The organism is Prevotella sp. S7-1-8, assembly GCF_000758925.1.
Classification (GTDB): Bacteria; Bacteroidota; Bacteroidia; order Bacteroidales; family Bacteroidaceae; genus Prevotella.
Genome location: NZ_JRNC01000091.1, coordinates 1 through 15,035 on the forward strand (window position 1 = coordinate 1; position 15,035 = coordinate 15,035).

The 15,035-nt window shown below is 35.4% G+C and carries 10 protein-coding genes and 1 pseudogene; all 11 read right to left on the bottom strand.

Features of this window, described 5'->3' with window-relative positions; all coding sequences use genetic code 11:
• Positions 1–301: 301 nt before the first annotated feature.
• The gene (locus tag HMPREF1640_RS11365) at positions 302–1,144 is read right to left on the bottom strand and encodes a WG repeat-containing protein (RefSeq protein WP_156098805.1); all 843 of its coding nucleotides are present in this window, start codon (positions 1,142–1,144) and stop codon (positions 302–304) included.
• A gap of 145 nt (positions 1,145–1,289) precedes the next feature.
• Positions 1,290–4,604 carry a sacsin N-terminal ATP-binding-like domain-containing protein gene (locus HMPREF1640_RS11370; protein ID WP_036894923.1) on the bottom strand — a complete coding sequence of 1,105 codons (3,315 nt, stop codon included), beginning with the start codon at positions 4,602–4,604 and terminating at the stop codon, positions 1,290–1,292.
• A 152-nt stretch (positions 4,605–4,756) separates the two neighbouring features.
• On the bottom strand, positions 4,757–5,689 hold the full coding sequence (fic, locus tag HMPREF1640_RS13555; protein ID WP_052051826.1) for a protein adenylyltransferase Fic: 933 nt from the start codon (positions 5,687–5,689) through the stop codon (positions 4,757–4,759).
• A gap of 30 nt (positions 5,690–5,719) precedes the next feature.
• Positions 5,720–6,769: pseudogene (locus HMPREF1640_RS13560) on the bottom strand (Fic family protein); the annotation flags it as partial.
• 28 nt (positions 6,770–6,797) lie between these two features.
• Entirely contained in the window at positions 6,798–7,016 is a 219-nt protein-coding gene (locus HMPREF1640_RS11385) for a helix-turn-helix domain-containing protein (RefSeq protein ID WP_036894925.1), read from the bottom strand.
• Positions 7,017–7,078: 62 nt separating this feature from the next.
• Entirely contained in the window at positions 7,079–10,549 is a 3,471-nt protein-coding gene (locus HMPREF1640_RS11390; protein WP_036894928.1) for a hypothetical protein, read from the bottom strand.
• 245 nt (positions 10,550–10,794) lie between these two features.
• A complete protein-coding gene (locus HMPREF1640_RS11395; RefSeq protein WP_036894931.1) occupies positions 10,795–11,445 on the bottom strand; it encodes a hypothetical protein in 651 nt (216 codons plus the stop codon).
• Positions 11,446–11,447: 2 nt separating this feature from the next.
• Positions 11,448–12,368: a relaxase/mobilization nuclease domain-containing protein gene (locus HMPREF1640_RS11400; protein ID WP_036894933.1), complete on the bottom strand. Its 921-nt coding sequence runs from the start codon at positions 12,366–12,368 to the stop codon at positions 11,448–11,450.
• A complete protein-coding gene (mobC, locus tag HMPREF1640_RS11405; protein WP_036894936.1) occupies positions 12,365–12,718 on the bottom strand; it encodes a plasmid mobilization relaxosome protein MobC in 354 nt (117 codons plus the stop codon). Before mobC ends, HMPREF1640_RS11400 begins: the two co-directional genes overlap by 4 nt.
• Before the next feature lie 143 nt (positions 12,719–12,861).
• A complete protein-coding gene (locus tag HMPREF1640_RS11410; RefSeq protein ID WP_036894938.1) occupies positions 12,862–13,752 on the bottom strand; it encodes a toprim domain-containing protein in 891 nt (296 codons plus the stop codon).
• Between the two features lie 218 nt (positions 13,753–13,970).
• On the bottom strand, positions 13,971–15,035 hold a 1,065-nt coding region (locus HMPREF1640_RS11415; protein WP_036894946.1), incomplete at its 5' end, for a VapE domain-containing protein.

A 15,035-nucleotide genomic window follows, 5' to 3' on the forward strand; every position in this document is an offset into this window, starting at 1 on the left:
CCCCAAGCTATTCCGTCACTCCCATATACACACAGTCAACACTGTGGCCAAGACAACAGCATGGCCGTCCAACCACTTCGTTATTGTTAGGCCCTATTCGTTCTGTTTGACAGCGAAAAGTTAATATCAGGTAGATAGCCCTATGTTCGTAATTTTTTCCGTCTTTTGCAAACTATCTACCTGACCAATGAATTATCCCTTGCATATATCTTGGCGAAAACACCGCATATTCCTGATCGTTATTTACATGTTCGCATATCTTGCTCGCAGTTCTCCTTGCATACTATACGAAAGAATATTACTAATCAATATTCCAATAAGCGTCAGGATCGCCATCAAAAGCATCGTCTATCACATCGTCACTGTATCCTTCCAAATCTTGGGCATACGAACCAGCATATTCTCCATAATTGGTTCCATAATCATTGGCATCATAGAAATCCGAGTGATTGTCCTTTTCTTGGGTTTTATCCTTGTCCAATAGTTCGGAAAGAATGACATCACAGGCAACATTACCTTTTACGACCTTGGTTGTAAAACGTTTCTTACCATAAAAAGTCCAAATGCTATCATACTCTAAAGGTAGTATTTCCTTGCCGTTTTCATCAATCAATCCCCACTTATCGCCATTTTCATTTTGCCCATTTGTCACATTTCCAATTCTCACCCTTGCAAGTCCATTGTCAAATCCATCAATCCAACTGTATTTACCCAAGCGAACGACTTCTGTCCCACCTGTGTTTAAAACGGCATATCCCAAATTCCTGTCTTGGACTGTATACAGCTTCTTGTTTCCAATAGCTGGTATCAAACTATAAAATGATGGATCGAAGATAGTTTCGCCTTTATAATTAATAAGTCCATACATCGGACGCTTATACGTAGCAACTCGTCCTCCACCGCGAACAAATCCATAGAGACGATCAACAGAGACCCTTATATTATCACTTTCATCATAACAATCACCATAGTACATGGTGAATTGCGGCTTTACGACAATGGCACCATCTTTGTCTACAAAGCCAATTTTGTCGCCACTTGTAAAAGGGATAAGAAGCCTGCCGTCATCTTGCATATTATATGAAGATGCTGGGACTAAAACTTTAGTATGTTGATTAACTAATAAAATCTCTTGCTTTTCCACATTACGTCATTTCTTCCTCAAATATATCCAACACTGATTATCAATGAATTATATTTATATGGTACAAAAATGTTTCCTCAATTTGAGTAGTATTGATTAGAAAACATCTTGGATGTTGATGCTAAAGTTATTAATCATAACATCATCAACTGCCTTTTATTGTTTTTATAGCCTCTTCTACCTTGGGCTTTAATACGTTACATAAAAAAGTGTTGTAATCGATACTGATTTTTGATATTAAAGTCTGAGGTACGATAGCTTTATAGTCACCACCTATATGAACCTGATCATTTGAGCCACGTCTTGTCGGAATGATCTCTTCATTTAATTTGCCAATATTAGGGACTATACGAATTCTATTTACAAACTCATCCATTGATTTTGGATATCGGTGTTCTTTCACGTTCTCACCATTAAAATCAATCATATTCACAGCAAATAGTGAATAACAATCCTTTTGCTCTACAGAACGTTCTAGTTGTGTTGAGGACATCATTACAGAATCAGCTGCCACCCAACGGCTCTTAACCTCTATGTAGTAAATTGGTTCATCATTGATGGATACAATAATATCTTGACCACCTTGTACATCATCAACTTTTGCTTCAACCTTGTTATTCTTAAGAATGTCTTTTAATTCTTTACGAAGATAATCCTCCACATAGTTACCAAGTTCTTTCTTCTTGTTAAAGTCGTGCTGTTCATTCTCCTTCTCTATCCAAGCGGCTTTCCCTAGTTCCCAAATATGAATCAAGTTTTCATTATTGATGATTTCTGCAGCTTTGTTTAGACGTGTCTTATCCTTGACTTTCATTATTTTTATCATAGACTCTCGGTTATCTTTATTGAGTACGAGTTTTGCAAGTAACGATGGAATATCTTTATATATAGTTTCAAAGGCTTCTTTCCATTTTTCCCCCTCAGCTTCTTCATCAAAATTATTGATAATATCCATAATCAAATCTTTGTGTTCGTAAGAATCTATTTCATTGAGATATTTACCCGATTTTGATATTTCATCCATAATTTTTTTGCCAAAGAGTACTATTTCACATTTTGCATCCGTAGGAGCAATTTTACCAAATTCATGGTCAAATAGTTCTTTTCGAATTTCAATTGTTTTTTCTTGGGTAGATGTTATTGTGTTATAAATGTCTTTCATCTTCTCAGGTATGCCTGAATCTATCTTCAAATCCTTACAATAAGAGAATTCTTCACTCTGTGAGAGGTAAACTCGATAATTCTGCAGCATCCCTTTGAAATCGGAAAAGGCATAGATGCAATCTATCATTCTTTTTATCCAGCCAATTTGTTCCCTTTTCTTTCCGTCGCATAGAATGGTGAACTCCGTTAGAATATGACAAAGTAAAGTGCGAATAGCACCTCTCCATTCGAAAGATTCTGTGTCAATTTTATCTGTAAAATCGTAAGTATAATTATAATACTCCCTTATGAGATCGAGTGCTTTAAATTGAAATGAAGTACTGTTTTTGGGTATTGTCATATAGCAATAATCCATCAGTGCATTTCGTTGTCCTTCATTTAATAAGCCTGCAGTTGTTTCAGGAACCCTTCTGCTTGACTCCCATTCAGACTTCGCAACATCAGTTACAACTTTTATTTTAGTTTGCATTTCTTCAGTGCATGATGACAGTGCCTCTTTGACATTTTTATCATTAAATGAGGGTAGTTTAATCAAATCTGCAAATTCATTTTTAACAAACTTACTGGTTTGTTCTGGTAGAAGCGTCTTAATACAGATTTTTAATTTATTTGATGAAATATCATTCTTGTATCCCTCAGACTTGTTGGTTAGTGTACCGTCTTCTGCTAGTAGAATGTTTTTATCAAAGAAACTTAACTGATCACTATCTCTCAAATATTCACAAATTTGCAACAAGTCTTTTTCATTAACTACAGCCATGCCGTTATTGACAATATAATCAATAATATTGCTGATGCTAATTATTTGGTCACAATCAGTTCCTTCGTACCAACTGGCAAATATTTCACTCCAAAAAATCAAGTGTTCGGGAATAGGTATCAAATCATGGTGCATGTTTAAGAGTACATTGTAAATAGGCATTAATAGTCCTTTTTTTTCCTTGATTGCCTTGGTTAAAGCAGAGTCCAAAACATATATACATGAGGGCTTCTTTCTTATAATACCATCTACCGTTTTTACATTCACAATACCAAGCCCCCTCATTTTTTGTAGCCAAACATTTTTAAGTTGCTTATAATAATCACTCAATTCTTTATTTGGATTAGACACGTCAAAATCAATTGGTGCCAAATAATGAACATCTTGCCACTCAGATAGATGCTGACTGATATAATCGAAAAGAATATCTGATGCCTCTTGAATATACTTGCAGTTTTCTATTGCTGGATCGTGTTCTGTTTGCCCATCTATGATTAATCGCAAACTACTTCTATCGTCTGATGAGCAAGTAAACATAGGAGCGTGAATCAAGAAATTGATTCCCCAATGCTCCGTACCAACAAGAGGGAGATAAATAAATAGTTTGGAAATGTTATCCGACAAATTGTTGACTGTATTGTTATGTATTGGTAGTATTACTGTCACCATAGTTTTATTAATTCCTTTCGTGGTAATGACCGTTTTCTTACTTTCCAATGTTAGGATACTGAATTCTCCTATTTTTTTATTTCGGCTATCATCAACAAGTATTGTTGTAGAATAAAGATATGACATGGAAGTCTTTCCCTTTAATTTCTTTTCTTCTTTACGATCAAAAGAAATAGTCCTGTCCATTATTTCATCACGTAACTTGATAGACTTTATACTCTCATTTAAACAAAGAATATAGGGAATCATTCCTGGAGCTTGTTCAAAAGCTTCCTCTACATTCTTTTTTTCTATATCATTGGGCTGGAAATATGTAAAAATAGTCCACTTATCAGGTTTGTTGCTTCTATAATCCTCTTTATTTAGCCAACCATCTTTTTCTTTAAATTGATTAGAGAGACTTTTAATCATCTCTTCACGCGTATTTGGATTACGGTCAATAGTCAGTTTTGGGAAGTTGTAGTATAGTTCTTCATCATCAACAAGTTTAAGAGAACCTGCAAGGTCAAATTTACGCCCAAACTTATGTGTTGTTAAGAAACCTGTTCCATATTGACCAACTTGATCACCATCATTACGAGATTTTGCACTTGTTTGTAAAATGAGTGCATCGAGAGTGTTATGGGTGAAAGGCATTCCGTCGTGCTTAAATTCAAATACTCCTTGCTTCCGAGTGAAAATAATGTTACTTTGATCTGTCGAAGTATCTCTAGCATTCTGCACCATTTCCCATATAGCACGTATTGGCTTGACAGACGCAGAGTTGTCTCGCCCATTGAGTATATCATTAGCAGGCTTGCCCCATAGCATTTCTTCTTTAGAGGATTTTGCTTGACTGTTAATTTTCTCTTGTATATTCTTTACCATACTTAATTTATTCAATTGTACTTATTAGCTATGATAATATCTTCTTGCTGAAATTTTCTACACCTTTGATACCAGTAAAAACATATAATATTTTGAAGATTACTTTTTCGCGCTTCAAATTCATCGTCAGGAATTTGTCATAAAAAGATGTTTTAGTTCAAAATCATTAAGTGATTACATACCATCTTGTAATTAGTCTTTTTCTCATAATAGTATGAACAATCAATGCCCTTCATAAACATTTCTCGGTCATTAATCTTTGTAGTGAGGGCAGGTTGTACCAAAGCTTTGATGTGCGTACTGTCAGAAACACTCTCACGCATGGCTAACAAATATTCGTTTTTGTCTATTTGACTCCAATCCACACACCGCTTGAGAGATTGCTTCAGCATGAGGTCGAGCCAAATGCGAGTGCTGCGACCGTTGCCTTCCATAAATGGATGCGCAACATTCATTTCAACATATTTGTCCATTATCTCGTTGAAGGTTGTTTCTGGCATTCGCTCTATTGCTTGCAGGGTTTCAGGGAAGTGCATACAATTAGCAAACGTAAAACCACCTTTGGATATATTCTTAGTTCGGATTTGTCCAGCAAAGTCGTACAGTCCTCCAAAGAGATAAGCGTGAATCTGTTGCAGACATTTGATACTACCAGGCTCTGCTGTTTTCAAGAGTCCACTCTCAAAAAGTTGGTAGGCTTTCTTTTTACTCTGTCCATCAATGGTATTATCGCTGTAAGTAAACCAATCAAGAAATCCCATTGCCTTGACATTGGGTATTGCTTTTGCCAAAAAAACAACACCTTCGCCATCTAACATATCGGTTAATCGCTGTTTCCCATCAGGAGCTTGCAGCTTCAACTGGTTAGTAGCACTAACCAGTTCGTTCTTTTCTTTCTTCAACTTTGTTTTGAGATACTTCCAATAGTTTCTCGTCTTTTGGTAATCATCCTGCTCGTTAATCGCAGCAATGATGTCCAGTACTGAGAACCACCACTTATTATGGTTGTCGTCCCATATTGCCCTCACTTCACGGTCGTTGAAGAATCGAATAGATTTTTTATGTTGTTCTTTATGCGCTTCCATAGATGGGAATTTAGATGTTCGTTTTACTATTTTTTTTATAACCCAATAGCCATTGCGCCTTCCGTTCTTGCGTTCAAGAATGCCTTGTATAGATAATTTTACGGTCATCGTCTTTACCGTTCGTTCTGATTTTCCGATATGCACAGCTATTTCTTTTTGCGTTGCATTCGGTTTCTCTTTAATAAAGTTGAGTACTGCTAATTCTTCTAAAGTGCAATTCAAAGTGCAAATATTGCACTTTGGGTCATTACCTGTTGCACTTTGACTTTCTGCCGACACGTGCAGGTATCTATTCTTCAATTCATTCTGTTCATCTAATATCAGGTTACGGAAGAACGCTTCAAGATATTGTGTTGTCGCAAAAATCCCTTTAGGCATATTGTTATAGTTGGCACGAACCAGTGCATTGCGGAAGTACCACGAATAGTGAGCAAAGGTTTCGTTGCTGATGTCAAAACCAAATGTGCGCAGATACTTGATAGTGAAGACTGCCGTTGTACGAGTATTACCCTCACCGAAAGGGTGAATTTGCCAAAGATCTGAAATAAATTGAGTAATATGATTCACGGCTTCCATTGTGTCATGGTGTCTATAATTGTATTCCTTTTCACGGGCAAAGTCATAATCCAGCGTCTCACGAATACTATCTGCACCTGCATACAGCACAGTTTCTCCATTCAGTACCCATTCTTTTTTAGTAATATTGTAATCTCTTATCTTACCGGCGTGTTCGTAGATGCCTTCAAACAATCGGCGATGAATAGAAATATATTCTAATGGCGAGAATGTAAAACTCTGCTCGGACAGCAATTCGGTGATACGAGCCGAAACTTTATCTGCTTCCTCGGTCCTATCTTCTATACCTTTACGGGCAGTCTTCGACTCATAATAGCTATTGACAAGTTGCTTTACCTCTTCTATCGTAATATCGCCCTCAATATGTTGACGAGCTGTTTGACGCAGATAGTCTGAAGTCTTCAGCCCATCAACAGCCTGCAAACCAATAGCAGTCTGCCACGCATAACCTTTCTCTCGTTTATGCGGTTCGCTCTGTCGGATATATTTTTCAAAGTCAGTCATCTTGCTACCTAAATTAAATGTCCCAACATTAATTCTTAACTTTCTTATCCACAAACACAATAAGGTCAATTGGCTCAACTTGCAATATATCGGCTATCTGAGCAATCATATCAAGACTCGGTTGACGGTGGTTGCCCACATAGGCATTGACCATTGCAAAGCTCTTGCCCAATTGCTCTGCTAACCACGTCTGCTTAATACCCTTCTCATTAAGTACCTCTTTGATTCGATTGTTTGGAGTTTTCATAATTATTCCCTTATCAATTACAAAAATAACAAATATTATTTGATAAACAAAAAATGAGGAGTTTACTCAAACAAAATTGAGGGATTCTCTATAATTTCAAGCAATGACATTTCTACAACCCCGTGTTCCATATTCTCCATATATTTATGCGAAGATTTATGATGTGTCATAAATATCATTTTTATACGATAAGCTTCATCCATAGATGGGTAAATCTTCTTTAGTTGCATTTTTTCTTTATCCAACCACTTACATCGCTCGTAAACATGAATAAGTTTATATCTATATGTCTTTATTGCACACAAGAACTCATAGGGTGTGCGGCATTCTATAAAGTCTTTTAACTCAATGCCTACTATCACTTTATTTTCATCATTTTTTAGTAATAAATCAAAATCGCCTATATTTTTATCTTCATTTACCAAAACCTCATTTTTCCCAATTTTTACTTCCTTCTTAATATCAGAATTAGGAAGTTCTTTACTCAGGAAAACAAACACTGCTTCATTAAAGGCTTTACCTTTCTTGTCATTTACCTTACTTTCAAATGTTGTCATTTCCTTTGATGAACATGATAAGCGACCATTCCTTATCCTTTCGTACAAGACAATGTGTGAACGATATATAGATTTATATGAATAAAGTACATGTCCGTCATATATTATCCAAGGTCGGGTAGCAAGTTCTAATTTTCTATTATGACGAGTGGCATAAGTATCTGAAAATTTAAACTTTTTATCACGCCCTATTTGTTGTGCTAACTCACCATATAGCATAAAATGTTCTTTAAAAGGTTGGTATTTATCTGTACCTATACCATTATTAAAAACATAATCAATAAAGGTTTGCAGCTCAAAATTTGCTATTACTACATTCTCTTCATTTACCAAGTCTATAGATTTAGTTATTATATTCTTATAATCGCTATAACTTATTCCATATTCAGCAACAAAGGCTAGTTCAAAGGTCTTATCTTTTATATCTATTTCAAAATCTGGCACATGAATACCCATCTTTATTAGACGCTCCTGCTCATAAAACTGCTCGCGACTAAAGTCTATCATATATTTATTTATATCATCTATGGCTAATAATTTTGCAATTCTACCATTCTCCAATATTTCTATTCCGTCATTATCATCGTGAGTATTATTCAATATATCCATAAACGTACTGAACACTTCCAATTGATGAGCTATAGAGAAGGCATAGTATATTTCATCAACTGATTCCAACTTATTCTCATTAAATGGTTGTCCAAGGACAATCTGTTCAATTATCCATTTACATAGTGCATTAGTTTCCTGATAACCTTGTTCAAAAGTATGCTGTTTTGTCTCATGAATTCCAATATAATCATATACCCTCTTATAATATATGTATCGGCTATTTGTTAAAGCCAGCCAGAATAATTGCCCATGATGCAGTTCCAATAACTTTATCAGTTCTCCTCTTTTTGACAGTTTCTCAAGTAGTGGCCTCAAGAGCTGATTCAAATATGTAATAATATCTTTTACTATTTTCTTTGAATCTTGTATATTATATTTGACCCCTTTGGGGGACCAGTTAAAATGCTCTTGAATGTTAGTTAATACAACATTATTGAAACGTTTACTGATAGTCATGCACTCCTTTAGACCATCGTCAATCACAGCAATTGAACCTTGAGATTCGGCAAACAAAAAATGACCACCAGTTTCTAAAAATACTTGTTTTAAATGATCCATAGTAAAATTTCTACCAGTAAGCCTCTTGTTCATGAACATTTCACATAGCCCTTTAACTATATAATATTCATCAATATTCAAATTATTTATATCAGATAGAGATATGTCTATTCTTAGTTCATTTCTCTTAAAATGAGAAAAATTAAAAGTGCCATTTTCTGTTAAATTAATAAATATGGTTACAGGACACCTTAATACATGGATATTAAACTTTTCTTCTATTATAAATAGCCACATGCCAATGCTCTTTGCTATTTGAGCAGAGATTTGAGCATATTTATTAAAACTATAAAACAGAAACATATCCGCATCACGAAGTTTCACCAATAAATAGCTACCGTCATTCTTACTCAGGGAATTTATATAAAATGGTACTTCATCAGCAAAATCTGCTAAATGCTTCACAGTTTCAAGCTTACTGCAAATATATTCCACATGTTCATCCTTTTCCCATAAGAACTTATATATGTCGTAAAGTAAAGGATTACCAGAGATAGTTAATCCTGTTGGAATTGCGATATCATCATCTACATAAAATGTCATCTCATGTTTATAATAAAAGCCAAAAATCTCAAAATCATTATTTATCGGTGCAAATCTTATCTTTCTTTTATCCTCTAGAAACCAGTAAAGATTATACAATCCTTTATTTAAAAGCTCTACTATCCATCCAAGTTGATCGACAGAGAACACTAATCCGATAGCTGCAATTGTTGAGCAGAACGATCCAAATACCTTTGGTCCACAAAAAACGATAATATTAAGGACTTTACTTACATTGCTTATAGATTTTATTTGGGACTCATTATTGATAAGGCATTCTATGATTCGAGACGAAAGTTCATCAGTAACCCTCTCGGTCTCAAACATTTTGTCTAACTCTATTCTATCAGGAATATTCGTAACAAAGGTAAAGCTGGCGTATTTATCTATATCCAACCTATAAACCATATTCTTTACATCAGAATATTGTTTTATACCCTGGAGTTCTTCACAATTGTCAAGCTTTATGACGATTTCTTCCAAACATATTCTACCATAAGCATCTTCAAAATTTTCTTTACCCACGTTATTAACTAATGACTTAAAGAAAAAAGAATGCGCACAGAGTAACAAAGCATAAGGAGATAGTACTAAATAGCCTGTTTGGGTTTTGTAAAGAGGATACCATTCCAGTGGTCCACTTAATTGATTTTTATATATACTCAAATCTGAAAAAGGCTTATCCTTTTCATAAACCATTATTTCCAAACTTTTATCATCTAAATTATAACCTTTTAGAATTTTTAAAATATCACGGTCTGAAAATAACAAAGGATTATTCTTTAGTTCTTTGTTATTAGGAAAAATAAAATATTCATTGCATAATTCACCTAATTCATATCGCCCGTACCCAAATCTTTCACATATTATATCCGAGATATCTAGCATAACGCGCCCTATTCTCATTAACTTATCATTCACCTCATATTTTCTGGCTATCATGTCCATTCTGCGAATAGCATATTGCTCACCTTCGCTCATCAAGGCATATACACTATATGATCTGTCCTCTGTTATACACTGATCTATACACAGATTAGCTTGAACTTCATCTGTTACACCTTTTGGTATAAGCTCATAAAATTCTTTCTTTAAAAATGTAACATCAATAGGCATATCGCCATTGCTGTTTTCTAATATATATCGTTGAATAATTGCAAGATTGTATTTCCATGCAGAGTTTTCCTTCATCCCCATCATGTATGACATACATGATAAAGCCTGCTGTTTGTCGTATTTATCTAAAAAACTTAATTCTTTCATTTATAAAAATAAATCACATATATTATGCTAAATTACAGATATCTTAGATGCTTTTTAAACAAATCTTTAACAAGTTGAGCACTACCATGTAACTTTCCCTTTCTTGCTAAGTACTGCCTTTATACGATTGTTTGGAGTTTTCATATCAATTTGCTTACGATTTACAAAAATAACAAATTTAATTTGATATACGATATAAAAGAGGATTTATTTCTCCCCTTTTATATCGTATGCGTTTTATTTGATTAATCAACTATTTTTCTTTGCATCAGACTATCTGCTTGCTGCTTTAATCCTAATTCATAACCATCTATTTGCTTCTTAATATTTTTGATTGCAGTTTTGTTCCGATGAATATCAAATACATCATTGAGCCATAGGATTTCCTTTGGACTGCAACCTCTCCATACTCTGATGATACGGAATTTCAAGGCATCATCCTTGTATTGCTGTTTACGTTGCCACAAGAAGTAATTGCCGACCAAAGAAACAAAACAAAGGACAGATACTGCTACCATATAAGTAAAAACTTTCGAGGACTTGAGGTCAAAACTGTGCCTGTGAATATGTTCCTGCAGTATTGGATGCTCTTTCTTCTCCTGCCATTCGTGCAACATGGCCAATACGCTTGCCGCCAATTTGTCTATGGATTTAGCCTCCTCGTCTTTGATGCGTACTTGTACTCCAATATACTTGTTAATCACGTCTTTTGTACGCTGTTCATACTGATTGAGCAATTCCTGTTCTTTCTGCTCATCACTTTGTGCTAGTGTAGATTGAACAGGGAGGGAAACAGAACCGTTCTCCTTTTCTTTCAACTCCTTTAGCTCCCTGTAAATTGTCTCCAGTTTGTTTTTGATTTCCTCAAAGAGGACAAATGTATTATTATCAGCCATAGTTATAAATGTATTTTACGTTTTTTCTTTTTCTTCTTTTTATCAAGTGTGTTGTAAACCTCCGCAGGGACAGTACCATGAGTTTGAAATAAATCCAATCCTCCTTCGATGAGCTCGTTGGCTATTTCGCTCGTAACACTTGCAACATTGGAGATGAGGTTTACCACTCCTTGCATCTGTTGTTCGTGTTCCCTGTTATTCTGGTGCAAGGAAAAGTCTATTTTAGAATAGCTGAAATTCCTATCCACTTTAGAACCATTGAAATGATAACCGTTCTTTTCAAAGATGATCCCCTGTACTTCCTGTGAGTTACCTTTATACTTAAAGCGGACATCAATATCTTGCTTTTTCAAGTGAGCAAGAAGGTCTTTCCAATTCCTGCACTGAGCAATCTCTGCTTTCAACGCCTGATAGATTTCATACTTGGTCTTATCGGGTTCTTTTAAGCGATGCTCCTTGACTTTCTCCTTGCCATCAGCGAAGTACAAACCGTATTTTGCGGTCAGTTCTTTACAAATCTTCTCACTTCTGAATCTATCGTTACGGTCAGAGATAGTCTTGCCGTTATTATCTATTCGGTTGAAAGCGATATGTACATGAGGGTGCTCTTTGTCAAAGTGGCGCCCAATGATGTATTGCGTATCTTTTATCCCCATCTTCTCCATATATTCATGAGCCACTTTTGCCATCCACTCATTGCTGAGTTTGGGAGAGTCCTGTACAGAGAAACTCAGAGAGATATGCCCAACGACTTTACCCACTCGTGGATTAAGTTCTGTTTGGTCGATGAAACTTTGGGCAATATGACTAATACTGTCTGTCCGCACTCCGGAACTGTCTATAAGCTCCGTTCCTTTCTTCGGGTCAAGGATATAATTGATTACACCCTTGAAGCCCGAACCTTTCATTATCTTTGCAATCATCTTCGTATCAGATTTAGGATTTCATCAATCTTGCTAATGATGATTTTATGGAAAGGAGCAACTGAATGAAACCCTTCCGCATTGGCACGATGTGCCAACTGATTGAGATTGTTTGCCATGCCACACAGTTTGCGAATGAAGTCTGCTTGATCTACTGTCAGTCGTTCAATGATGTATCCTTTTGCAAGAACTTTCCTTACAAACTCACTCATGGTTACTCCTGCGCTTTTGGCTTTGCCTTTGAGCGTATAGTAATCCTGCGTATTCAGTTTCACCGTGATACGGTATTTCTTCTTTTCGGCTACGCCCTTGGTTGGACGACCACCTTTTTTATATTCTGTTTTTATCATACCAGTTTCTTTAATTTGATTTGATGGAGACCAGCGGGATAATCCTCTGCAACGACTGTCAGGAGGTGGAGCAAGTGGTTTTGGTATGCCCAAAACATAAACTTGCTCCCCGAAAAATAGATTATGCAAAGCAAATCCTACAATCATAGCTTAATCCCTTTGGTTTTCTTATTTTTTGCTTTCTCTGAATGCTTGAATTCAGCACATAAATACTCATTTAGGTCTTTATAATTCTGGAAGACGGAAGAGTAGTCTTGAACATCAAAACCTTCTTTTTTAAGTTGTTCTAAAGTTCGCTTTCCTCCTTCATCATTATCTAAATATGAACAGATGAGCTTGTGCTTTGAAAGAAAAAATCTTGACTTTTTGATATTATTAATCGAGTTAAGTATCAGTGCGGCTTTATTCTCTTCATCTGGACTCATCGTAAGCAGACTAAGATAATCCATAAAACCTTCAAACAGATTGATTTGTTCTGAAGGACTGGGAACATACGACACATCGGAAGGAGACAAACACCCTTTGAAGTATGGATTGCGCAACGCATACCCATAAGAATTATTTGGAAAGCCTATTGCGTAAAAACTCTTATAACCAATCCTATAATGGATTTCCCTACAATATTTTTTCGCAATGTTCAGATTGATTCCTCTATGTGTGAAATATTCTATGAGATTTGGATGACATAAGTTGGTAGAGCCAATAACCTCTATACGTGATTGGCTTGGAGAAATTGTTTTGCTATTAGCTATGGAAAATTTTGGTAGGTTATTTTGTTTGCCATTAAACAACTCTATAGCTTGTATTAAACTGCAATTATGTAATTTCATAACTAAATCTATAAGACTCCCACCTTCATCAAGTGCAAAGTCATACCATAGATTTTGGTTATAATCAACTTTGAAACTTGGAGTATATTCATTTCGGAATGGACTTTTATACATCCCGTAATAGCTATAATTCTTTGTTGGGTATATAGACATACGACCTAAGTAATCTTTAATTGATATTGCTTTAATTTCATCTATTGTCATACTTGTAACTTTTAAACCTATTACTTACTACAATGTAATTGTTTTGTAAGTCGCTGACAGTGAAAGAAAAACATGTAGTACTAACTATCTTTGTAGTAATTATTGCACATGTATATGGTAGGTTGGTAGTAATGAGGTAGTAATATCTTATATCATTATTTACTACGGTCTAACCTTTTTTCTTTCAATGCTTTATCTCTCTTTGTAGTAAAGTAGTATTAATAATTAGTATTGTAACTTTGAATAAAGGGATTGGGAACAATCTTGCGTATATGGTAGACATACATTGGATTGCCACCTATCCTTTTGGATTTCCGCAAGAAACCAGCCTTTTTCAAGGCTTCTCCCATTCTCCTTTCACTTAGGTTAAGCGTTGTATATCCACGCAAATAATTTAGGATTTCAGAAGTGGTCATATAACTTTCTTCGGTTACTGCTGGCTTTTCCATACCTTTAAGAAGCATTTCATACTCAACAGTCTGCACTTGAAACCCTTCGCTCTCTTGATGCAGTTCGGCTATTTCCTCTTCATTGAACCAGTAATGATAGTCAACTCTCCACAATTCAACAGCTTCGGAGTACACCTTGTTGATATTAACCTCTTTAGCAGCATCAATATCAATGTGCTCAACCTCAAAAGGTAGAAAGCGACGACTGCCTGTCGGATCTGTTAGAAAATCATTACCATTAACAGATGCCATAAAGCTTGCTAAGTGAGGATACTCCTCAATGTAAGTGTCGTATGGTCTACGATATTTTACTCTTGGTGTCGTTATCAGATTCTTCAATTCATTTTCATCTCTCTTATTGAGTGCCTTTAGCTGGTCGTCAATATTGATAAAAAGATATTCCGCAATCAGTGTTTGTACATCTTTTCCTTGTGGATCTATTTTTCCAGTGAAAAGATAACTCTTCAGTTCTTCTGGACAGAGTAAATCAAGGAAAGTTGTTTTGAATTTTCCTTGTTCACCTGTAAGAACTAAACATGTATGATTACGACACTGTAAATCATCCATGGCATTGGCTACGACAGCAACCAACCATTTTACAAAGTAGTGTTTCCACTTATCAGGATTTCTCACCACAACACAATTTGCCAACCTTATAATTTCAGATTCATCTTCACCTTTAGGTTTTGGAAGATTCAACAAATACTCACGAATTGGGTTAACTTTATTGCAAAAGTCGCTCTCCAATATTGCTCGAATATTATCTGCTGGAGTATATATTCCCAAAGTCCCATCTACTAGTCGCCGCATAGAATTAATATCATATTTAGTAAT

Excerpts from the sequence above, each read along its gene's own strand:
- HMPREF1640_RS11390 (WP_036894928.1), bottom strand. The coding sequence starts at position 10,549 with ATGAAAGAATTAAGTTTTTTAGATAAATACGACAAACAGCAGGCTTTA.
- fic (WP_052051826.1), bottom strand. The coding sequence starts at position 5,689 with ATGGAAGCGCATAAAGAACAACATAAAAAATCTATTCGATTCTTCAAC.
- HMPREF1640_RS11400 (WP_036894933.1), bottom strand. The coding sequence starts at position 12,368 with ATGATTGCAAAGATAATGAAAGGTTCGGGCTTCAAGGGTGTAATCAAT.
- HMPREF1640_RS11395 (WP_036894931.1), bottom strand. The coding sequence starts at position 11,445 with ATGGCTGATAATAATACATTTGTCCTCTTTGAGGAAATCAAAAACAAA.
- mobC (WP_036894936.1), bottom strand. The coding sequence starts at position 12,718 with ATGATAAAAACAGAATATAAAAAAGGTGGTCGTCCAACCAAGGGCGTA.
- HMPREF1640_RS11370 (WP_036894923.1), bottom strand. The coding sequence starts at position 4,604 with ATGGTAAAGAATATACAAGAGAAAATTAACAGTCAAGCAAAATCCTCT.
- HMPREF1640_RS11385 (WP_036894925.1), bottom strand. The coding sequence starts at position 7,016 with ATGAAAACTCCAAACAATCGAATCAAAGAGGTACTTAATGAGAAGGGT.
- HMPREF1640_RS11410 (WP_036894938.1), bottom strand. The coding sequence starts at position 13,752 with ATGACAATAGATGAAATTAAAGCAATATCAATTAAAGATTACTTAGGT.